Origin of the sequence: Kosakonia sp. PSU_27 (assembly GCF_039409795.1) — a bacterium.
GTDB lineage: Bacteria > Pseudomonadota > Gammaproteobacteria > Enterobacterales > Enterobacteriaceae > Kosakonia.
The window spans coordinates 361,410-383,712 of the sequence record NZ_JBCIVK010000005.1 but is presented as its reverse complement, the minus strand read 5'-3'; the positions used below and the strand labels follow the sequence as shown (position 1 = coordinate 383,712).

General features: G+C 47.8%; 15 protein-coding genes and 1 pseudogene. 15 read left to right on the top strand and 1 reads right to left on the bottom strand.

All coding sequences use genetic code 11. The annotated features are described in order from the left end of the window. The 4 genes from AAIG26_RS14760 (at nucleotide 1) to AAIG26_RS14745 (ending at nucleotide 8,078) form a co-directional block, all read left to right on the top strand. Nucleotides 1-168, top strand: coding sequence for a hypothetical protein (locus AAIG26_RS14760; RefSeq protein WP_020455223.1), 168 nt, complete (start codon nucleotides 1-3; stop codon nucleotides 166-168). Between the two features lie 422 nt (nucleotides 169-590). After that, nucleotides 591-2,147 carry an MFS transporter gene (locus AAIG26_RS14755; RefSeq protein WP_343180856.1) on the top strand — a complete coding sequence of 519 codons (1,557 nt, stop codon included), beginning with the start codon at nucleotides 591-593 and terminating at the stop codon, nucleotides 2,145-2,147. A 445-nt stretch (nucleotides 2,148-2,592) separates the two neighbouring features. Further along, nucleotides 2,593-3,630, top strand: a complete 1,038-nt coding sequence (gene pstS, locus AAIG26_RS14750; protein ID WP_343180855.1) for a phosphate ABC transporter substrate-binding protein PstS — start codon at nucleotides 2,593-2,595, stop codon at nucleotides 3,628-3,630. Between the two features lie 638 nt (nucleotides 3,631-4,268). Continuing rightward, nucleotides 4,269-8,078: a filamentous hemagglutinin N-terminal domain-containing protein gene (locus AAIG26_RS14745; RefSeq protein ID WP_343180854.1), complete on the top strand. Its 3,810-nt coding sequence runs from the start codon at nucleotides 4,269-4,271 to the stop codon at nucleotides 8,076-8,078. A 62-nt stretch (nucleotides 8,079-8,140) separates the two neighbouring features. On the opposite strand, the gene AAIG26_RS14740 is transcribed toward AAIG26_RS14745, so the two are convergent. Then, the gene (locus tag AAIG26_RS14740; RefSeq protein WP_343180853.1) at nucleotides 8,141-8,854 is read right to left on the bottom strand and encodes a 4'-phosphopantetheinyl transferase superfamily protein; all 714 of its coding nucleotides are present in this window, start codon (nucleotides 8,852-8,854) and stop codon (nucleotides 8,141-8,143) included. An 807-nt stretch (nucleotides 8,855-9,661) separates the two neighbouring features. On the opposite strand from AAIG26_RS14740, the gene AAIG26_RS14735 reads away from it, so the two are divergent. The 11 genes and pseudogenes from AAIG26_RS14735 (at nucleotide 9,662) to tssA (ending at nucleotide 22,266) form a co-directional block, all read left to right on the top strand. After that, nucleotides 9,662-11,485 (top strand): condensation domain-containing protein, encoded by a 1,824-nt coding sequence (locus tag AAIG26_RS14735; protein ID WP_343180852.1) that lies wholly within the window; start codon nucleotides 9,662-9,664, stop codon nucleotides 11,483-11,485. After that, nucleotides 11,457-12,104, top strand: coding sequence for an alpha/beta fold hydrolase (locus tag AAIG26_RS14730; protein WP_343180851.1), 648 nt, complete (start codon nucleotides 11,457-11,459; stop codon nucleotides 12,102-12,104). The genes AAIG26_RS14735 and AAIG26_RS14730 overlap by 29 nt, the downstream gene beginning before the upstream one ends. Before the next feature lie 162 nt (nucleotides 12,105-12,266). Then, entirely contained in the window at nucleotides 12,267-12,899 is a 633-nt protein-coding gene (locus AAIG26_RS14725; RefSeq protein ID WP_045512206.1) for a helix-turn-helix domain-containing protein, read from the top strand. A 276-nt stretch (nucleotides 12,900-13,175) separates the two neighbouring features. Then, on the top strand, nucleotides 13,176-13,673 hold the full coding sequence (gene tssB, locus AAIG26_RS14720) for a type VI secretion system contractile sheath small subunit (protein ID WP_313625948.1): 498 nt from the start codon (nucleotides 13,176-13,178) through the stop codon (nucleotides 13,671-13,673). Nucleotides 13,674-13,711: 38 nt separating this feature from the next. After that, entirely contained in the window at nucleotides 13,712-15,889 is a 2,178-nt protein-coding gene (locus AAIG26_RS14715; RefSeq protein WP_343180850.1) for a lipase family protein, read from the top strand. Beyond that, nucleotides 15,882-16,673 carry a hypothetical protein gene (locus AAIG26_RS14710; RefSeq protein WP_343180849.1) on the top strand — a complete coding sequence of 264 codons (792 nt, stop codon included), beginning with the start codon at nucleotides 15,882-15,884 and terminating at the stop codon, nucleotides 16,671-16,673. Before AAIG26_RS14715 ends, AAIG26_RS14710 begins: the two co-directional genes overlap by 8 nt. Nucleotides 16,674-16,903: 230 nt before the next feature. Continuing rightward, nucleotides 16,904-17,170 carry a hypothetical protein gene (locus AAIG26_RS14705; RefSeq protein WP_343180848.1) on the top strand — a complete coding sequence of 89 codons (267 nt, stop codon included), beginning with the start codon at nucleotides 16,904-16,906 and terminating at the stop codon, nucleotides 17,168-17,170. 340 nt (nucleotides 17,171-17,510) lie between these two features. After that, the gene (locus tag AAIG26_RS14700; protein WP_343180847.1) at nucleotides 17,511-17,777 is read left to right on the top strand and encodes a PAAR domain-containing protein; all 267 of its coding nucleotides are present in this window, start codon (nucleotides 17,511-17,513) and stop codon (nucleotides 17,775-17,777) included. A 30-nt stretch (nucleotides 17,778-17,807) separates the two neighbouring features. Continuing rightward, nucleotides 17,808-18,548 carry a hypothetical protein gene (locus tag AAIG26_RS14695; RefSeq protein WP_343182138.1) on the top strand — a complete coding sequence of 247 codons (741 nt, stop codon included), beginning with the start codon at nucleotides 17,808-17,810 and terminating at the stop codon, nucleotides 18,546-18,548. Then, nucleotides 18,535-20,671: pseudogene (locus AAIG26_RS14690) on the top strand (ImcF-related family protein). The gene AAIG26_RS14695 and the pseudogene AAIG26_RS14690 overlap by 14 nt, the downstream one beginning before the upstream one ends. Then, nucleotides 20,671-22,266 (top strand): type VI secretion system protein TssA, encoded by a 1,596-nt coding sequence (gene tssA / locus AAIG26_RS14685; RefSeq protein WP_343180845.1) that lies wholly within the window; start codon nucleotides 20,671-20,673, stop codon nucleotides 22,264-22,266. Before AAIG26_RS14690 ends, tssA begins: the two are co-directional and overlap by 1 nt. Nucleotides 22,267-22,303 lie beyond the last annotated feature (37 nt).

The window sequence follows — 22,303 nt, the reverse complement described above, 5'->3', positions numbered from 1 at the left end:
ATGAAGACATTGCTGCAACAGTGGCTTAATCGCCTTACCCCGACGCTGCCATTACAGACAGAAGAGGGGGAATATGACTCGGGGCGCCATGTTGCGCTGCTGATCCCGTTCGGCCTGCTTTATGGTCTTGATTATCATCCTTCTGTATGGATTTACGATGAAAAATGAGCGCTTTCACCTGGTGATGCGCTATAGCTACTGGAATGAACTGTGCGCTGAAGCGTAAAACCCGCCTGATATCAGACGGGTTTTTTGTTTGCGCTGCGCAGGATTTTCTTCACTTCACAAGTGTATTTTTTTAACTGTTCTTTCGATCCCATTTCTCACTTTTTTAGAATTTACGAAGGCGATTTTTTCTGGCTTATGCCTGAGGTCACATTTTCGACAATTGAACTTGTATGGTAGTAGACATAAATTCCCCAAGGGATATAACGTGAAGACTGCGATGTTTTCCGGTGGCAACAGGCGGCCGTTATTAGCGGAGCCGTTCTGGCACAAATAATTCTCTGTGGAGTTTTTATGTCCATGATAAATAAAGAACATTTACAGCCTGAGAGGCTTATAAAGCTGAGCAGTTGCGGGGGGTGGCTATGACCCGTAAAAACAGAAAAGTGACGATTCCTGTCAGCATTGGTTATGGCATGACAGACATAATGGGCGGTGGCGCTTTTACGGTAATTGGTGCCTGGCTGCTATTTTATTACACCACCTTTGTCGGTTTATCACCGATTCAGGCGGCATCCATTGTCGCGATTGCAAGGATTGTTGATGCTATCGTGAGCCTGTTTATGGGCAGTTTTACCGATCATTTTTATAAGAACTTTTTAGGCAAGAAATTTGGCCGCCGCCGTTTCTTTTTGCTTATCGGCGCGCCGCTGATGCTGGTTTATATTTTGTTATGGCTTAATGGCATGAATTTTTGGTTTTATCTCGCCGTTTACCTGGCGTTTGAAATTATTGCTGCCATGGTCTTAATCCCGTGGGAAACGTTGCCATCGGAAATGACCAAAGATTTTAACGATCGCACCAAGCTTTCCACTTGCCGCATGTTTCTTTCTGCGTCCGGCACGTTTCTCGCGACCTTTATCCCCGGTGTGCTAATTGGCTGGCTGGGTGAAAAAAACGCCGATGCTTATTTAATTAACGGTGTGGTCTTTGCTGTGTTGTTTATGGTCTGTGTATTTATTTCCTGGAAAGTAAGTTGGGAGCGAGAAATAACACCAGAAATGATACAGGAGATGGAGAAAAAACGTCAAACTGGCAATGCGGCGCAAACACTCACCGGCGTGATTAAGTTATTTAAAGATTATGCCTCGACGCTGAAAATTCGTGCGTTCCGCAAGCATCTGGCTATTTATCTTTTCTCTTTCACGGCGAAAGACATTTATAACACGGTGTTTGTCTTTTTCTGTGTCTATTGTTTGCATGTCTCGTCTTCTCTGGCCGGAACCTTGCTGTCAATGAGCATCGTCGGGCTGCCGGTAACGCTCGCCGCGGGCTTCGCCATTATTAAATATGGCCCATCCCGGCTTTATGTTTTTGCCTACAGCATGATGTTGCTGTGCCTGGGCGGTTTCTTCCTGGTGTATCAATTCCCCCCGGAAAACAAAGTGGTGCTGCTGGTGATCCTTGCCGGGTTTTACCAGGTTGGGCGCTGCGTTCTGGAATTCACGCCTTGGAACGTGTTCCCGTTTATTCCTGACATTGACGAAATGGTTACGCGTCAACGCCGCGAAGGGCTATTTGCTGCCGTGATGACGTTTTCACGTAAAACTACGGTAGCAATTGCAACCTTTGCCGTGGGGTTGCTATTGCAGAGCGGCGGTTTTGTGAAAGGCAGTCTGCAACAGCCTCAGGAAGCAATCACTACCATTGTGATGCTGCTGTTTATCGGCACCGCCGGGCTTCTGCTGGTGGCAATGTGGCAAGCGCTGACCTTCCATCTCAATAAGCGCACGCACCGTATTTTTGTCGATGAACTTGACCGCCTGAAAGCTAACGGAAATAAACAGAGTGTGACGCCTGAAGCACGTAAAGTTGTCGAAGATTTGACAGGTTACCGTTACGACACGCTTTGGACTGATGCAACAGTAGACGGTGAGGTGATCTCCACTGCCGGATTAAGTAAAAGTTATATGCCGAAATAAGATTAATTTTTCACTATATATTGTGCTGATGCCTTTAAAAACGGATTGGCTATTTTTCAAAGTCATTCATTGATGAAGCAATATCGTTTTGAGTCAGCGGAAAATTCTCGGTGCGGATAATTTAGCGGGTAGAAAAAATAACTTACATAATGTTGCATATCTGTCATGTGAGGGCTGCGGTTTTCGTGTTTAATAGCCGTGGCTACTGTAACTCAGTGCGTTCCTTCAGAGCGCGCAGAGTTGCAAATTTTAACCGTTAGGTTAATTCATCTTTTTTAAGGTTTGCTTAGACCTCCCGATTGCGATCCGGAGGTCTTTTTTTGCTTGTTGTGCCGCCTTTTTTTATTTTTCACCGTTGACACAAAATTGTCATAAATTCGCTCTATGCTGCCGTGGCTCTTAATATTATTCAAAAATTTAACCACTATTTCGATTCGGAGAGACTATGGCAATGCTTAATGCGTCAGTTCGCCTGATGGCTGCTGCTCTTGCACTTTCTACGACTACTGTTTTCGCGGCAACGAATGTGACGGGTGCTGGTGGTACTTTCCCGGCGCCTGTGTATGCAAAATGGGCAGCTGAATACCAGAAACAGACAGGATCTCAGGTGAACTACCAGGGGATCGGTTCTTCCGGTGGCATAAAACAGATTATTGCGAAAACCGTGGATTTCGGCGCTTCCGATGCCCCGATGAGTGATGATGATCTGGCGAAAAATGGCCTGTTTCAGTTCCCGACCGTCATTGGCGGCGTGGTGCTGGCGGTTAATATCCCTGGCGTAAAATCCGGCGAACTGACGCTGGACGGTAAAACGCTCGGCGATATCTATCTGGGCAACGTTAAAAAGTGGAACGACCCGGAAATCACCAAACTGAACCCGAAAGTCAAACTGCCGGATACGAATATTAACGTGGTGCGCCGCGCAGATGGTTCCGGCACCTCTTTTGTTTTCACCAGCTATTTATCAAAAGTGAATGCTGACTGGGCAAGCAAAGTGGGTAAAGGCTCAACGGTGAACTGGCCGGTTGGCTTAGGCGGCAAAGGTAACGATGGTGTTGCCGCGTTTGTGCAGCGTCTGCCGGGCTCCATTGGCTATGTTGAATACGCCTACGCTAAACAGAACAACCTGACCTGGACAAAGCTGTTTGACGCCGATGGCAAAGTGGTTGAGCCGTCGCAGCAGAGTTTCAGCAACAGTGCCAAAGGGGCAGACTGGAGCAAATCGTTCGCTCAGGATCTCACTTTCCAGAAAGGCAAAGATGCATGGCCGATTTCGTCCACTACTTTTATCCTGTTGTATAAAAAACAGGATGATGCGGCAAAAGGCGCCGAAGTGCTGAAATTCTTCGACTGGTCTTACAAAAATGGTAATACCATCGCCAGCGATCTGGATTACGCGCCGCTGCCGGATTCCGTTACCGCTCAGGTTCGCGCCGCATGGAAAGCCAATGTACAGGACGCTTCTGGTAAGCCGCTGTTCTAATCTCACTATCTCTTAAAAATAAACCCGGTACGCTACCGGGTTTTTTGTTATTAGTCCGCAGCTATTTTCTTACGCAACGTTGTTTATTTTATTAAGTTAATCGATGAAGGGTTGTATTAAGGAGGTTAATAATATTGATCTTTCTAATATTGACTTAAAAGACAATTCTGTATCGATATTTCCATTCTCTTAATGCTTTTAAAAATATTCTAAATGATGCGCGCTGAATGTTTATTTATCACCCGACACGCTAGCTGAATCCTCTGATTTTGAAGAGTCGTGTATTGTTCTGGTTCTCAACCCCTGTTATTTTCTCACGCGGCCTTGTTTTATTCCCCTGCTTGCGGGTGCTGTTCTATTCAATCCTGATGCTTTTGCTTTCACAGGCTTTGTAGAAATTCAGATTTCTTGCGAGGTGCCAGGTCTCCATTTTTATTCTGAACTGGTATCCATAGTGTTGTTTACCGGTGAATTTGTTCGAATAAATAAAATACAATCCTGGTTCATGAAGCAAGGTCGAGAACGTTTTATTTCAAATTGGTTCTGAAAGTTAATTAAAGGGAAGCAAAAGCGTGATTAATCCGGAAAAGAAAGTTCAACGCCTTGTGAGAACTCAGTTGGCCCCGTTGACGGTAGCAATGATATTGGCATTACCTGCTGCTGCGCATTCCGCTGGTTTAAATATGAAAAATGGCACGCTATATAATGCGAATGGCGTGCCGGTCGTGGATATTAATAAGCCTAACAGCAATGGCCTGTCACATAATGTCTGGGACAACCTGAACGTCGATAAAAACGGTGTTATTTTTAATAACAGCGGTTCAGCATCCAATACAGTATTGGGCGGTACCATCCAGGGTAACAGCAATCTGTCATCCGGGTCGGCAAAAGTTATTCTCAATGAAGTCACATCCAAAAATGCATCGACAATCAATGGCATGATGGAAGTGGCGGGCGATAAAGCCGCGTTGATTATCGCCAACCCCAATGGCATTACGGTTAATGGTGGCGGTACGATCAATACCGATAAACTCACGCTGACCACCGGCACGCCAGATATTCAGAACGACAAACTCGCGGGTTATTCCGTAAACGGCGGCACCATTACTATCAATAAACTGGATAACGCCAGTCCAACTGAAATTCTGTCACGCAATGTAGTGCTAAGCGGGAAAGTTACCGCTGACGAACTGAATATTGTTGCGGGTAATAACTACGTTAATACAGACGGCCAGGTGACCGGCACTGTCACTGCGTCAGGTTCACGTAACAGCTATAGCGTTGACGTTGCGCAAGTTGGCGGTATGTACGCGAACAAAATTAATCTTATCAGTACCGAAAGCGGCGTCGGTGTGCGTAACCAGGGGGTTATTGCCGGTGGTACTGGCGGCATCAGCATTGATGCCAATGGCCAGCTACTGAACAGTAATGCGCAGATTCAATCGATCGGTTCAACAAAGATTAATACCAACGGCAAGTTGGATAACACTACGGGCGTTATTACTTCTGCTGGTGCTATTTATCTCGATACCAATAAGAACGCAATTGTTAATGCCCGTTCAGGTACGATTTCCACTACGGCAGATATCTACGTTAATAGCGGCGCATTTGATAACACCAACGGCAAAATTGCCGCCAGCGGTATGCTGGCTGTCGATACCAATAACAATACCTTTACCAATGCCGGTAAAGGGAACAATGTCGGCATTGAAGCGGGGATTGTCACCTTAAAAACCGGTACGTTAAATAACAGTAACGGCCAGATACATGGTGGCTATCTGGGGCTGGATACCGGAGCGATTAACAACAATAGCGGTATTCTGGAAACATCAGGCGACATGGATATTGCCAGCCTTGGCAACATCGATAACAACAAAGGTTTAATCCGCTCTGCTGGCGGCCATATCAAAATCGCTGCCGGTGGCGCGGTTAACAACAGTAGCACCAAAACAGCGGATACCGTCAGTTCCGACTCCTTAGGCATCGCGGGCGATACCAGTGTGGAGATCAATGCTAATAGCATCAATAACAGCGGTGGTCAGATCGCATCAAATGGCGATGTTTCGCTAAACAGCAAGGGTCTGATCAATAACGATTCCGGCAATCTTCTTTCCAATAGCAAAGTGATTGTGAAGGGCGACTCCTATCGTAATGACTACGGTGGCATCGGCGGCAAGAAAGGCGTGGAGGTCTCGGTCAACGGTAACCTGAGCAACTATGTTGGCGTTGTGAGTGCGGAAGAAGGTGATATCTCACTGAGTGCGAACGCGGTAGATACTCACGGCGGTTTCATGTTGGGGCAAAATATCGCCATCGACGCGAAAGCCGGAGTAAACGCCACCCGCTCACTGGTATTAGCCAATAAAAAACTGACCATCAACGCGGGCGGGAATGTTGATAACCGCGATGGTAATAGCTTTGGCAATGACTTTGGCGTCTATTTCGGCATGCCGCAACAGATCGGTGGCTTGATCGGTAAAGGCGGCGTTGAGATTTCCGGGCAGAATATTTACAACAACAACAGCCGCATCATTGCAGAAAATGGGGCAATGAGCCTGCAGGCGAAAGGGAACATTGATAACACGCGTGCGCTGATGGTCAGCGGGGCTGATACCGCCATTAAAACTGGCGGGGCTTTCTACAATAACTACGCAACGATTTACAGTGGAGGCAACCTCACACTCGATACCGTTTCCCTGGAAAACTACAGCAACGGTACGCTTATCGATAATAACGCCACAGGTTTTATCACCTCAGATAAAGATATTACGCTTAATGTCGACAACAATTTCACTAACTACGGCTGGATCAGTGGTAAAGGCGCAGTGGCGCTGAATGTTGTGAAAGGGGCGTTTTATAACCGCAATACCATTGCCGCTGATAAGTCACTCGCGATCAAGGCCCTGAACGGTATTGAGAACGTTAAAGATATCTCCGCAGGTGGCAGCCTGACGCTGGATTCGCAGCGTCATGTGACAAATAACAACAACAGCAATATGGTCGGTAACGGGATAACGATTAACGCGGTAAACGATATTAATAACCGCGGTAATATTGTTAGCGATGGCGATATTAGCGTTGTGACCAAAGGTAATCTGTATAACTATCTCTATATGCTGGGTGCTGGTGATATTTCTATTACCGCAAACAACGTCACCAACAATAATTCCCTTATTGAGGCTGGTGGTGATCTGACAATTACCTCTAATAGTAATGTAGGTAATAACCGCGGTACGCTGCGCTCCCTGACGGGTGATGTAAATGTGACGGCAAAAGGAACGGTTGATAACTATAGCGGTAAGATTATCTCTGCTGGCGATGTCGGAATTAGCGGGAACTGGTTACGTAATGATTATGGACAGATTGCTGGCGGTACAAATATTGACCTTATCATGGCGGGCAATTTCGATAACTACCGGGGTTCAGTAACCTCGTTGGTGGGTGATATCAAGCTGGTTGCTAACTCGGTGGATAATAACAACGGGTTAATCGCAGGTGAAAACATCTCTATTGATTCCCGATCAAGTGTCTATAACAACACGGCGCTGATTGCGGCAAATAAGTCACTCACCATCAATGCTGCCGGCAGTATCGAAAACCGTGATGGTAATAACTTTGGCCGTAGCAACAGTGAGTATTTCGGCGTAGCGAGTGATGTGGGCGGTATGGTTGGTAAAGCTGGAATTTCGCTTTCCGGGCAGAACATCTACAACAACAACAGCAGCATGATTGCCGAAAATGGTCCGTTGAGTCTGTTGTCCAGAGGAACGTTTGATAATACCCGAGCGATGCTGATGAGTGGCGCCAATGCCCTGATTAAGGTCGCCGGTACTTTCTACAATAACTATGCGATGACCTACAGTGCAGGCAATCTTGATATCAGCGCCGCTTCGCTGCAAAACTACAGCAACGGTAAGCTGGAAGATGGAACAGCGACAGGCGTTATCGCTTCGGATAAGAACCTGAACCTGAGCGTGGATAACAGCACTACCAACTATGGCTGGATCAGCGGTAAAGGCGATGTGAATTTCAGCGTGCTGAAAGGTGTGATGTATAACCGCAACACCATCGCCGCTGATCACGCGCTGGCGATTAATGCCCTGAACGGTATCGAGAACTTCAAAGATATCCTGGCGGGAACCAGCCTTACCCTCACTACCCAACGGCATGTTACCAACAACAGCAACAGTAATATGCTTGGGCAAAGCATTGGGATTAATGCGGTAAACGATATTAATAACCGAGGTAATATTGTCAGCGATTATGCATTAACCGTGAAAACAGACGGTAACGTGTATAACTATCTCAATATGCTGAGTTATGGCATCGCGAAAGTGACCGCAAATAAAGTCACCAACAGCGGTAAAGACGCGGTTCTGGGCGGTTTTTACGGCCTTGATCTCGAATCGAATACGCTCACCAATACCGGCACCATTGTAGGTCTGTAAGTCGCAACAAAAGGCAGCGGCAATCGCTGCTGCCTTTCCTGATTTGATACCCGCCCACTGCCTTACGCGATCAGCGTAATCACACGATTTTTCCCGATAAGATACAGACCAGTAAACTGGCATCCTTGTCTGCGCTCAGGCGCCAGCGGCTGCGTTAGCTCAAGGGTAATGCTATGCACCGAAGTATCGATACGACAGATTCGCGCCGCTTCAAAACCGAAAAAACATTTCACCTCAGGATAGAGCGCCTTAAACAGACTCTCTTTGGCGGAAAATAGTATCAGCAACGCCGTTTCATACGCTAAGCCACAGGCGGCAAGTAATCGCCGCTCCTCAGGGCTGGTGAACATCTCCGCCGTCTCCCTCATGGTCTTTGCGTCGAACATTTCAATATCAATGCCTGGCGTTAAGCCTGCGTTACGGGGCGCAATAACCGCAATAGCGTGACCACTGGTATGAGAAAGGCTGCCGCACCAGCCCGCAGGCCAGACGGGCTCCCGGCCTGAAGACGTACCCACATGACCATCACAGCCGGCGTTTTGTAATAATTGTCCGGCGGCATAGCGAGCCGCAAGGTACTCCGCGCGCCGTTTTACTACCGCTTTATCAAGCACCGAAGGAAAAGGGATGCCATATTCGCTAAAAAGGGCATCCTGGTAAGAGGCCGCGTCGAATGTGACCTTACAGTAAGCTATTGCAGGGAATTGCGTGATGCACCCAGTTTCTGACTGCATCACGAAAGCAGAAGTGGAATGACGTAGTTGTGGGGTAAACATATTTATCTATCATTAAGTTAACGAGTAAGTACATCGGTAAACATGTTGTCAGCAAACGCAATCAGTGTACCGCAGGTGGTGTCGTCGTCACCTATTTCTTTCGTAACAGGAATGCGATGGTGGAGAATCATCTTGAGGAAATCGCACTATTACCATTCATCAACATCAATGCTTTCTTTTATATTGTGGTTTATCTATCCATTACATGAATAATTGTGCGGAATAATAAAATAAACTCTTCTCGGAATTTTTCGTTGCAGTGATAAACGCAAATGTGAAACGGTTTTTTTGTCAAATTAAAAATAATAACATCTTTATTATCAAGCGTATGGTGCTGTATATATCAATGAGGTGCTGTCAAGGTGATATATTTTCTTGCCATAAAGACGCAAAAGGTATTTATTATTAACTGCAAGGGTTATTACTCGCTACAGATCGTTTAATCTCAAGGGAATAACGCCATGAGTGAGCGGATGGGACTGATTTATGGTGTATTTTATATGATGTCAATCTTACGTAATGATTTCCCCCGGTATTATTACGTACTTTTTTAAAATGGCTATATCTGGTGTTAAGAGTGGACGGTTGCACTAATTGATAGGATTGTCGTTAAGACACATTCAGTTTTACCTCATACGGTTCACGGCGTTGACGACAAAGCATCCAGGGGGACAGTGGATAATTAGCCGTTCATTTAAGGATAAAACATTCATCAGGAATATTATTTGATGGCGCCCTGCTTTGCGGAAATAAGTGTGCTGTCAATTAATTACGACGATTTGGCTTTCATTAATTAGGTTGGAATATATGGACATATCTCCCAATAATAGATTTTTAGACAGTGCATGGGTGGCGGAAGAGTGTACAGCGTTTCCAGCGTCGCCATTTCCATTGAGTTCAGATCAGCAAGCGATTTGGTTCGCTCAGACGCTGAATCCTGAATTAACAAATTACAATATAGGGAGCGTGATGATCATTGATGGCAATATCGTTCCCGATATCATAGTTAAAGCGTTTGATTCCGTCATTAAGCGGCATGATGCATTTCGTCTGCGTATGGTTGCCGGTACGTCGCCAGCACAATATTTTGACTCTTCCGCTTTGCCCTTAATGGAATTTAAGGATTTTTCGACAACGGATAATCCAATATATGAAGCTGAACAGTATGTGAATTTAAACTTTACGCAGCCATTTAATTTGGCTGAAAGGTTATGGCGCAGCGCATTAATCTATGCCGGCAATAACCGCTGGTATTGGCAACTGTGCTGTCATCATATTATTGCCGATGGAACGAGCCTGAGCCTGCTTAATGCAGAGTTGAGCGAAAATTATAGTCGTCTAATTCGCGGGGAGCATTTATCTGAAAGCGCATCGTTATCTTATACCGATTTTGTTGCCAGTGACGCGGCTTATCTGGGGGCGAAGCAGTGCATCAAAGACCAGGCTTTTTGGCTTGAGCGATATACGGCATTGCCGCCGCAATTATTCCAGCCTTTGGTGACGGCGCGGACTCCGGCATCATATCTGCCTGAGCCTGTAAGCTGGATGCTTGAGGAAAGCCTTTTTCAGCGCATTGAACAGGCGGCTTCTTTATATGGGTTGTCCGTATTGCATTTCATGTATGCCCTTTTTGCCTGTTATTTTAAAAGAGTAAAAAACGTTGATGATATTGTTTTTGGTATCCCACTCCATAATCGAAAAAATGCCCGACAAAAAGCGGCGGTGGGAATGTATGCCTCTGTTATCCCTGTTCGCATTAGATTAACGGATAAGGATTCCTTTTCTGATGTAATGCAAAAAGCAGCCGATGAATTACGTATTTGCTATAAACACCAGCGGCTGCCGATTACGGAAATTAACCGGAGAATAAAAAAACAGCAACATACCGACAGGGCGAATGTATTTGATATGTCGTTATCCTATGAACCTTACGACGTTAACATTCATCTGGAAGGGGCGACAATACAAACCATTAAACCTCATCACCGGGCACAATATCCTTTAGCAATAACCATTAATCAGTACGCCATCACCAGCAATAATAAACAGAGCAAATCGGTCTGCGTTGAGTTTAATTATTCCCTCGACTATTTCACACCTGCCGATATTCAGGTTATGCAATCTCGCCTTGCTGTATTACTGGAAGGCGCGTTGCAGAATGTTGATACGCCAGTGTCTCACCTACCGGTTTTATCGCCACATGAGCGCCAGCAACTGCTTCAGCCTGCTCATGCTATAGAAAGTGGCACTTCTAACCTATTAGTCCACGAAATGTTTGAAGCACAAGTCCGTCGCTCGCCACAGGCTATCGCTGCCGTTTTCGAGGGGAGTCCATTAACCTATGACGCTCTGAACCGCAGGGCAAACAGGCTGGCCCATCAGCTCATCAGACTGGGTGTTCATCCGAATGACCGCGTGGCTATTTGTCTGGAGCGCGGCCTCGACATGGTGATCGGCATCCTCGGTATCCTCAAGGCGGGCGGAGCCTATGTTCCTTTGGATCCGGTCTATCCGGCTGAACGGCTGAATTACATGCTGGAAGATTCTGCCCCCGCCGCACTGGTCACCCATTTATGCGCTGCAGGCGCGCGGGCTCACCGATGTGAAAACCATGCCGCATCTGACAATTGAAGAGACGGCACGTGATTACATCAGCGCAATGCGTGAACGTCAGCCTTCCGGGCCATATCACCTTATTGGGCACTCCTTTGGCGGCTGGATAGCCTTTGAAATTGCGCTGCAATTACAGGCGCAAGGGGAGACGGTTGCCGATCTGATTATCATTGATAGCCGCTCTCCCGGGGCTAAACCGCCGGTCAGCCACCTCGGGGCAGTGATGAAATTAATCAGCATTTATAATTTGATGCTGAACCGGGAGCTGCCCATTACGGAGGAGGCGCTATTGGGAATGGCGCCACAGCAGCGGCTTATCTGTTTGCATCAACTTTTGATTGAGGCGGGGGTTTACACCCGCAACACGCCACTTTCGTTGCTGGCTGGTGTTTTCCATGTGTTGTACGCAAACCTCAATACTTCCTATATTCCCCGCGCGCGTTACAAGGGGAGGTTGCATAGCATTAATGCACAAGAGGCTAATGGGGCAGAGCGGGAACAGCGCGAAGCGGTGTGGCGTGAATACGCGACACAATTCACCGCCATGCTGAGCCCAGGAAATCATATGACTATGCTGACCATGCCGCACGCGGGCGCGCTTGCCGATCATATTACGACCGTGATCAGTCAGCCTTAGCCGGGCCCGTTTCTCATAACAAACCTGAACCACCTCGGATGAGGTGGTTTTTTTATTTATGCGTCTAAAAACAAAGATCCGCGCTGCCTCCTGCTTCCGGTTGTATTTGCACGCTGGTAAAGTGATTCGCGGGAAAAGGCGAGGGAACAGAGGCAGACAAAGATGAGCGGGCGCATCGACTATCAGATTGAAAAATATAGTTTCACCGCAGTTGATGAAACGCCGCGTCTGGCGCGTCAGTGGGCAGATGTCATGGACGAGTGCCGCCAGACGCAGGCCGGGGCGCAGGAACGTTTACGCATTGCACTGTTGAATGTGGATTACGTTACCAGCCTGGAGCTACCTTTTCGTTTGTTGCTGGTTCGTGCACCGCAGCTTATTGACAGCCTGCGCGACGAGCTGCAAATCAGCCGCAAACCCGCCGTTATCAGCGGCAGCCGCTGGGGATGTACTTACAGTCTGAAAAGCGATTTAAGCGCTATCCCGGATGCCTTTAGCTACCGCTTTTCCAATCGTATTCGTCGCCTTGATCCCACCAACGTTACGGCTGCGCCGTACCAGCAAATCGCCAAAGAGGTTAAAGCCCCGCGCGAACGTCTGAAGCTGGCGCTGGAGAGGGGGCTCCAGGTCACGGCGCTTGATGCGTTATTCTGGTTTGGCATTCAGCGGCTGGCCGCCGATGTGGCGAGACTCAGAAAGAAAGGTATGAGGATCAGCACCGCAGAAACGGATGTATTCGATAGCCTGACGGGCACAACGCGGCGGGTACCGTATTATCAACTTGAACAGCGTTAAAGAAATTTTAGCGATGAATTAAAATACATTCAGGAATGCTTTCCGAAAATATTGCGCGGCTTTATTACCGGCAATAATATTATCTGGAAAGTGCTATGCGCTAATTAGCTCATCAATTAATAACTCCGAATATTAATAATTAAGTAAATTTCTTTATTTATTCCTAATCTTTAAAATTCGATGTGAAAAAATGAAACGTTTTGGTTTATTGTTGCCGTGTTATGCGCAGGGATAGTTACGCGCAAATATCACAAAGCAATAAACAGAGAGGGAACGATGAGCGATAGCTTCCAGCGGGAGATACCGAAAGCACGTATCAACCTGAAACTCGACCTGCATACGGGCGGAGCACAGAAAAAAACAGAATTACCATTGAAATTACTGGTGGCGGGTGATTTTAGTAATGGGCAGGAAACGGCGTCTTTAAGCGAACGCGTTAAAGTCAACGTTAATAAAAATAACTTTAATAGTGTGCTTTCTGATTATTCCCCAAAAGTTAATCTTGTTGTTGAAAATACCCTGGCGGGTAATGGCAGCGAAGAGAATATCAGCTTGACGTTCCGCGATATGAAAGATTTCACGCCAGAAGAGGTTGCCCGCCAAATTCCCCAGCTCAAAGCGATGCTGGCAATGCGCAATCTGCTTCGCGATCTGAAAGCGAACTTACTCGATAATCAGACTTTCCGAAAGGAATTAGAAAAAATTCTTCTTAACCCCTCTCTCAGCGCAGAACTGCGTGATGAGCTCTCCTCTCTTGCGCCCAAACAGCCATAAATGCTGGCGAAGTTTTAACAGATGAATAAGGAATGTTGATGTCTGTACAAAATGAAAGTGTCGCCACAGGCGAAAGCGTGGTTTTACAAGGCACGCAAGCGGGAGGTGTGTATGCCTCTTTATTTGAAAAAATCAATCTGAACCCGGTAACAACGCTAAGCGCGCTGGATATCCGCGAAATATTGCTGATAGCCAGGAGGGCGAATAACATGACTACCGCTGTATCCTCACTCTGCTGTAAAAACCCCCATGCTCCATGTGAAGAGCAAATGCCCTACTGGGTCGAATTTCAACTGGTTGATGAGCAGGGCGATCCCGTGGCGAATATGCCATGGACTGTTGAAAGTTCTCATCCAGTTTCCGGACCAGTCGATAAATTTACGTATACAGGTCAAAGTGACTCAGATGGGCTCATTCGCATTGATATGCCCCATGGGCTTGAATTGGCTCTGAAATTAGAATCGACTGCTTTAGTAAATGAAATGGAGAAGAGAGTTCTTCGCCCAGGTAGAGATGCAGAAACCGATTCTTTAGTTAGACAGCCTGCAGTAGATGCCGGTCATATCTGGCATTACGCCGTAGTCGGTGAACTTAGTTCAGGTTATCCTAATATCGAATTGCGTAAAGGCGAAACCTTACCATCCTTCCATTTTCCACCGAACAAGTCTTTCAAAGGGCTTACCGTCCGGACAAATGAACTTGAAAAGCGGCATATTATTGAAATTTGCCCTTTTAGAGCATGGGAGTTGGTATTGCATCACCAGGATGATTATTCAATGGCAAATGCCATCAACCTCGGAGCAAGTGCCTCTCTAGCTTATGCCGATGATAAAGCACTCCGGCCGGAATCAATAACACGATTTTATATAAACCAGTGCCAAGATTTATCGCATTTACCTCAGCTCCATAAAGGCGGCTTTAGTTACAATACACTAGTGCAGGATGTACCATTTAGCGAGCGATATAATCCTCCTGTTTTCATGGATACCTCTAGAGACACCTCGAAGACTGATAATAAAAGTGGCAGCACCTCTGGAGGGGGGAATTCAGCAAAACCAGAAGGCGATACTCAACTGTATTATGTTTACAATACAGATAAAGTCATTGTCGCATGGAGAGGAACTGCAGGCTTGTACGATGTCGGAACGGATCTGGCATTTAGTCCTGTTAGCACTGAGGTATGTGATGTAAATAAAACTATGTGCACAAAATTGAGTCCTGCTGGAAAAGTGCATGATGGATTCCTAAGTGGATATAGTAGATCTGAACGGCTTTTTTCTGCTGAGTTTGATGAGCTCTTAACTTTGATTAGAGCACGAAATTTATTTGTATGCGGCCATAGTTTGGGTGGAGCGCTTGCATTAATTTACTCTGCTGCGTTAAAGTCTGAAAAACCTTTGCTCTACACATATGGTATGCCCCGTACCTTTACCAAGGAGGCAGTTCAGCAGTTATCAGAAATCACCCATTTCCGTCATGTAAATGATAATGATCCCGTTCCAGCAGTTCCACCCGAAGCGAGTCTAGATAATGCGTTATATAATCTCTGGGGACCACTTGGGAAAACTTTAGGGATGCTGTGGTCTGTTGGAGAGCTTCTGGCTTATCAAGCTATATCTTGGGGGGATTGCTTCTGGCACCATGGTAATCCAGTTGTATTTCTGACTGCGACACAAAGTCGTGAGTGGCAAGAATGTAAAACAAGTTTGCCCGTACCTGCTGGTTGCATAAATTTAAAAAGGCTTCTTCCGATAAAAGCTAAATTATATCTTGTTCCTTCTTTGTCGGACCAAGAGATGCAAACTGCAGGCCGTAAACAAAAGGAGTTCAGAAAGTCACTAACGGCTAGCAAGTTGGAAGAGATTTTTCCTGACGGACAAAACCCCGACCGTGGAGTAGATTTAACATTTGGCGATCATTTCATGACTTCGTATATGCCTTACATGAATAATAAATTATTGGAACTAATAGATATCGAAGGATTGGTTGAGAACCGGAATTTTACTGAGCATCTATATAATGTAGATCGTTTTAAAGAGCAAATGTCGGTATATAAAGATGAAATCCCTGAAAAGGAATATGAAAGAAATGAGATATTCCTTGACATAGAAGGGTTATTGAAAGCATCACTATCACCCACTCTGTCTGAATCTTATGGGAATGATGCGCTAGTTCGATTTTCCATTTATGGTGATGAGGTGATTGAAAATGCTTAATAAAAATAAATTCATTTTTTTACCGCTTGTTTTTTTTATAGTCGGAGGTTGTAGTCATGCCACAAGCAATGCAATTTCCCCTCCAGCGGATACCAAATGGGTGACTGTTGAGGTTAGTAATCCTTCAAAATACACAAGACCATTTCCTCTTGAAGTCAGATATATTTCACGTGAATGCCAGAAAAAAAGAGTGAACGGGTTTGATGGTTCTGTGGATGCGGAATCAAGCTATAACGTTATTAAAGTACCTTTGCAACAGCAGAATGGTGATAAATGGAAAGGTACAGTCGCTATGACTGGCGGGGGGGAGTGTGTATGGAGCTTAAGCGCAATCAATGTGGGTATTGAGTATATAGATGCTACACATCTTGGGGATGATTTAGTACCTGGAACTGCGGTTGGTGTAACTATTGCTTTTGATGCTGATGCTGCGCGGAATGGACAATTTGATACAGTGGCGGGGAATGATTTTAATTACACTCCAAAATACTATCCTTTTATAAAGAAATGGAATGATAGCCCACAATCTACTTTGAGGGATAAATTATATCTTTTCGGTAAGAAAGATGCGTTTTGGAAAGTGAAGTTGGACTATAAATCTAACGAAAATGTTTTAATAAATTACAATCCCTCTATAGACGAAAGTAAAAAAGTATTGATGATATTCCCTAATAAGAAGGGGAAAGATGCTTTGTACTCTTTTGTCTATCCAGATGGGAGCGTCATTTCATCAAAAAAAACAACACCTGATTTTAGCAAAGTCAACGGATCTGGCAGGAAATAATCTACTAATCAGCTTTGTTTTTTCTCTTTGAGGGAGACGTGATTTTGCTTACTAGGATAAAGTTAATGATGCTGCTTCTGGCAGTTTTTATGGCTGGAGGGTGCAGTCGAGTGACCAATTGAGTACTCTCGCAGCTTGTAGAAGCCAATTTTATAGCTATAGAAGTTCACAATCCCTCTCATTACACTAAACCGTTTCCGCTTGAGGTCCGATACATCTCGCATGAATGCATGAAAAAAAGAATCAGTGGATTTGATGGCTCAATTATCACAGAGCCAAGCTATAACGTTATTGGGGGCCTCATGCGGCAAGATAACGGGGATATTTTGAAAGCAAAAGTTGCTATGGCTGGTGGTGGCTCATGTAAATGGACGTTGAGTGCGGTCAATTTCGGTATCGAGTATATAGACGCGATACATCTTGGCAAAGATCTTGTTCCTGGTACGGCGGTAGGTGTGACTCTCGCTTTTGATAATTATGCTTCTTGCAATGGATAATTTACCTTTGTCACTGAAGATGTAGATTTATCCCCTAAATATTACCCTTATATAAAAAAGAAAAGTTGAGGGGGAGAGAATAGCTTATCGCTATTTGGTAAGAGAGACTTTCTATCATTGCGTGTTGGTGACATTAGTTCTGTGAAACTTTCCCCTGAAATAGATGAGGGGAAAATAACAAGGTATGTTGGGCTGGAAAATAAAATAAAATAAAATATAAATATCCAAAAAAATATTTATCGGACGGAAGTGTTGCTCCTGAAAGAACGCTTTTCCTGATTTTGATAAGGTCGACAAAATGAACGTTAATTGATTCTTATTTATTGTTCGAGGATTCAACATGACAAAAGGCTTAGTTTTGCTTGGTGACAAGACTTCTCGCGGCGGAAAAGTGATCTCCACCTCTTCCAATATTACTGTCGATGGGAAAAAAGCCGCGTTAGCGGGTGATTTGGTGAGTTGTCCGGTTGATGGGCATGGAAAGAATTCAATTGTTGAGGGATCACCGCACCGGACATTTAACGGTCGTGCTGTTGTCGTCGATGGCTGCAAATGTCAGTGCGGTTGTACTGTAATTTCAAGTGCGCAGAACAGCACAGTAGGATAATCAATGGCCTGGGAAAGGACGAAAGCAACAATGATGGAGTTGCCTCCAGAGCCATCTTTTACGGGATGGCTGTTTGCAGGGGGTGGGGTCACCGTTGTGGGTATTTTGCTGTTTATCCTGCATGCGTCAGGCATGGTTAAAGCACTGGCTGTATTCAATATCTGGTGGCTGGCATCCAGCCCGGTTCTTGGCTGGTTTTTCCTGTTTTGTGTGCGGGGATGGCTGTGGGGCAGAACAGTCAATGAACATCAGTTTTTGCAGAAGGAAGCTGAATATGGACAGCAACAGTGGGAGGCCTGGGCTGGACGCTATCTGGCCGTACTTGGAAGCAGCATACTGCTACCTTCCGGAGTGACTTCTGACGCCGTTGCTAAATCTAATGCTGCAGATGCACCGCAATTTTTTTCATTGACTAGCCATTTTGATGCGCAATCGGTGAATTCTACCTCCTTGCTCGAACTGGGGCTGGCCGGTGTACAAAACGCGATCTCAATGTTGCCTGCGACAGTACCATTCAACGTCACTATTGTGAGCGACATGGTTTCGTCGGACTTCGAGACCCGGTTTCGCAAATCATGGAGAAAAATTTATCCTGGGCGTGCGCTAACAGGTTCGATTTCATGTTTTGAAGCCCTTTCTTTTGCCTGGCTCGAGGAGCGCCTTAAAAATCCCGTTTTCGATATTGATTTGATCCTGATATTGCAGAACCAGGGTGCTGATTGTTTTGTCAGTACTGTTACCTCAGGGAGTGAAAATAATGATGCCGGGTAGTTCATGGAGCAGAGGGGGGCTAGCCGGCATATTAGCCTGCATCTCAGCAATTATAGTGGCCTTGATCCTTCATTTTGGCCCTTTGCATGGCCTTGATACCCGACTGAAGCAAGTGCTTGCATTTGTTGCCGTTTGGATAGTCTTGCTGATTGTTTTCTCTACCCCGTTCATGTTCCGGTTCATGCGGGAAAAGTATCATCGCTGGCGAGAACAGAAGAACAATGCGTTGCCTTCTGATGAATCAAGAGTTGCACGGACTCCGCCACGCAATGCCACCGTTGATACTATCCGTGACGCCATGCGTAACCTCTACGGTCGTCGCTGGGGCCGTAAAACCCGCATCCTGTTGATAACCGGTACTGCCTCTGAGGTGGAGCAACTGACCCCAGGTCTTACAGCTCAGTTCTGGCAGGAAGACCGAGGCACGCTGTTACTGTGGGGCGGTGATGGGCGTGCGTAACAGTGAATCGACCCTGTATCAGAAAATGCTTTCACAGGTGGCGCGTCTGTATGTCGATATGCGTCTTGAAGATATGACTGGTGATACCGATGCTGCCCGCCTGTTCAGCACCACCGAAATTGTACCCGGGATGTTTACCCGTCAGGCCTGGGAGCAGGCCGTGCAGCCCACTATCGAGAAGGTGGTGAAGGCACGCCGGGACGAGCTCGACTGGGTGCTGACCGACAGCAAGCGTCAGGTAAATAAACAGGACGAGACCTCGCCGGAAGCGCTGAAACAGCGCCTTACGGAGCGTTACTTTGCAGACTTCGGCGGGGCATGGCTGGCGTTTCTCAACAGCCTGCGCTGGAACCAGGCCGCCACACTGTCGGACTCTATTGACCAGCTGACCCTGATGGCCGATGTGCGTCAGTCACCTCTGGTGGCGCTAATGAACACCCTGAACGTGCAGGGGCGCACCGGGCAGACTGGCGAGGCGATTTCAGACTCCCTGGTGAAATCAGCCAAAAATCTGCTCGGTGGTGATAACAAAGATGCCATTGACCAGAGTGCTGGCGTTCATGGCCCGCTGGATGCGACCTTTGGCCCGGTGCTGGCGCTGATGGTCAAAGGCCGCACGGGTGCCCAGGAACAGAGTCTGCAGTCATACCTGACCCGCGTGACGCAGGTGCGTTTGCGTCTACAACAGGTAACCAATGCCGCGGATCCGCAGGCAATGACCCAGACCATCGCCCAGACAGTATTCCAGGGCAAAGCCGTGGACCTCACCGAAACCCGTGACTATGGCAGCCTGATTGCTGCCGGGCTGGGTCAGGAGTGGAGCGGTTTTGGTCGCACGGTATTTGTGCATCCGATGGAGCAGGCCTGGCAGCAGGTACTGACACCGGCGGCCGACAGCCTCAATGCCCAGTGGCAGCAGGCGGTGGTGGCTGAGTGGAACAGTGCCTTTGGTGGCCGTTATCCGTTCAATAACTCCAGCAGTGATGTTTCCCTGCCGCTGTTGGCTAAATACCTCAATGCGGATTCCGGGCGTATCGCGCAGTTCCTGCAGACCCGTCTCAAGGGCGTGCTGCACAAAGAAGGTAATCACTGGGTACCGGACAGCATTAACTCGCAGGGGCTGACCTTTAACCCGGCGTTCCTCAATGCCATCAATACCCTGAGTCATATCTCGGATGTGGCCTTCACCGAAGGCAATGCCGGGATGAACTTCGAGCTGCGTCCGGGGACGGCAGGCGGTGTGATGCAGACAGACATGATTATCGACAGCCAGAAGCTGACCTATGTGAATCAGTTGCCCACATGGAAGTGCTTCACCTGGCCTGCGGATACGGAAGCACCCGGTGCGAATCTGAGCTGGATAAGCACGCAGGTCGGGACCCGTCAGTACGCAGATATTCCGGGTAGCTGGGGCTGGATCCGCCTGCTCGATAAAGCCGCCGTCAGTGCCTACCCGGGCATGGGAACCAGCTACAGCCTGAGCTGGAAGGCACAGGACGGCCGCACACTTAATTACACCCTGCGTACCGAAGCTGGCGAAGGCCCCCTGGCGCTGCTGAAACTGCGTAATTTCCGACTGCCGGAAACCATCTTCAGCCCCACCGGAGTTGCAGCGTCAGACCAGGTCGCCAGTGCGAACAGTGATGCAGATGAGGTCTACTGATGAGCACGCTCAATGCCTTACTCAGTGCCTGCCAGGCAGAGCAAGCCTCCCTGATTGCCGCCGCCCGTGAGCGTGTAGCGCAGTGGGATAACTGGCTGCAGTTGCTGCCGGGATCATCGTCTGTCGGTGATGATCCCAGCTATGACGATGATTTCCAGCAGATACGCGAGGAAATCAATAAACTCTCTGGAGCAAATACAGAGCTTATCTGCCAGCTTGCGGAAAAATTACTGACTACTACAGCCAAAGATATCCGTGTGGCGACCTGGTATTGCTGGGCAAAACTGCATCGTGAAGGCGAACGGGGACTGGCAGAAGGGCTCGAACTGCTGGCAGGTCTGCTTGAACGCTTTGGAGCACAACTGCACCCGCAGCGTGACCGCAGCCGTAAGGCTGCACTGGAATGGCTGGCAGGATCGCGTATGACCGACTCGCTTTCCCTGTACCCGGAAGTGGTCAGGATCGATGCGATGCGTACTACCGGGGCGCTGCTGCTGATTGCCGGGCTTACCGAAAATGAGCCGGATGAAACCCGTCCGGAACTTAATGCGCTGTACGGCGCGCTGGAAAGCCGCCTGCAGAAAGCCGGGGGCGTGGATGCGGTGGTACCGCAGAACGCCAGTACCAGCGATACCCTTTCGGCTGCCAGCCACAGTGATGCCCCAGCCATCGGGCGGATCACCTCCGGTCAGGATTTGCTGGCCCAGGCTCGCACTCTCAGCGAATATCTGCGCGAGCAGCCGGATGGCTGGCTGTCAGCACACCATCTAATGAAGAGCCTGCGTCACGACACACTGCGGGCCATCCCGGCCCCGGATGCGCAGGGGCGTACACGCATCGAGCCGCCAAGGGCGGATCAACGCGCGTTACTCAAACGTCTCTACCTGCAGCAGAACTGGGCTGAAATGCTGGAAACGGCCGAGAGCACATTTTCCCGCGGCGCCAATCACCTGTGGCTGGATTTGCAGTGGTATATCCACCAGGCGCTGACGAAATCCGGCCAGCAGACGCTGGCCGACATTGTCGCCGCTGATCTGAAAGGGCTGCTGTCCCGACTGTCCGGGCTTGAGACGCTGGCATTCAGTGACGGTACACCGTTTGCGGACGAAGTGACGCTGAATTGGATCCAGCAGAGCGTGCTGGACACCGTCGGCAACTGGGGCAGCGACACTCCATTCGCCCCAGCCACCGTCGGTAACGATGACATTCTGGCGCTGGAGTCGGAAGCGGTGGCGCTGGCAGACAGTAAAGGCCCGGATGCCGCATTGGTCTGGTTACAGACCCGGCCAGGTATGACCACCGATCGTCAGAAGTGGCGGTTGCGTCTGCTGATGGGCCGAATTGCTGAGCAGTACGGTAAAAATGACCTGGCGGTACACCTGTTTGCGGATCTGGGTGATCGTGCCCGTGTAGTGACCCTCAGTGACTGGGAGCCTGAGCTGTTGTTCGAGGTGCAGGCCCGCCATCTGAAACTCCTGCGTCTGAAAGCCGGCCGCAGTGAAGCTGATAAGATCCGTCTTACACAGGTAATGGATCAGTTACTTGCTGGGCTAATTGCTATCGATCCTGCCCGCGCGGCGGTCCTGTGCGGTTAATGCAAAGAAATGTGTGCCGGAAATGATGCCGGTGATA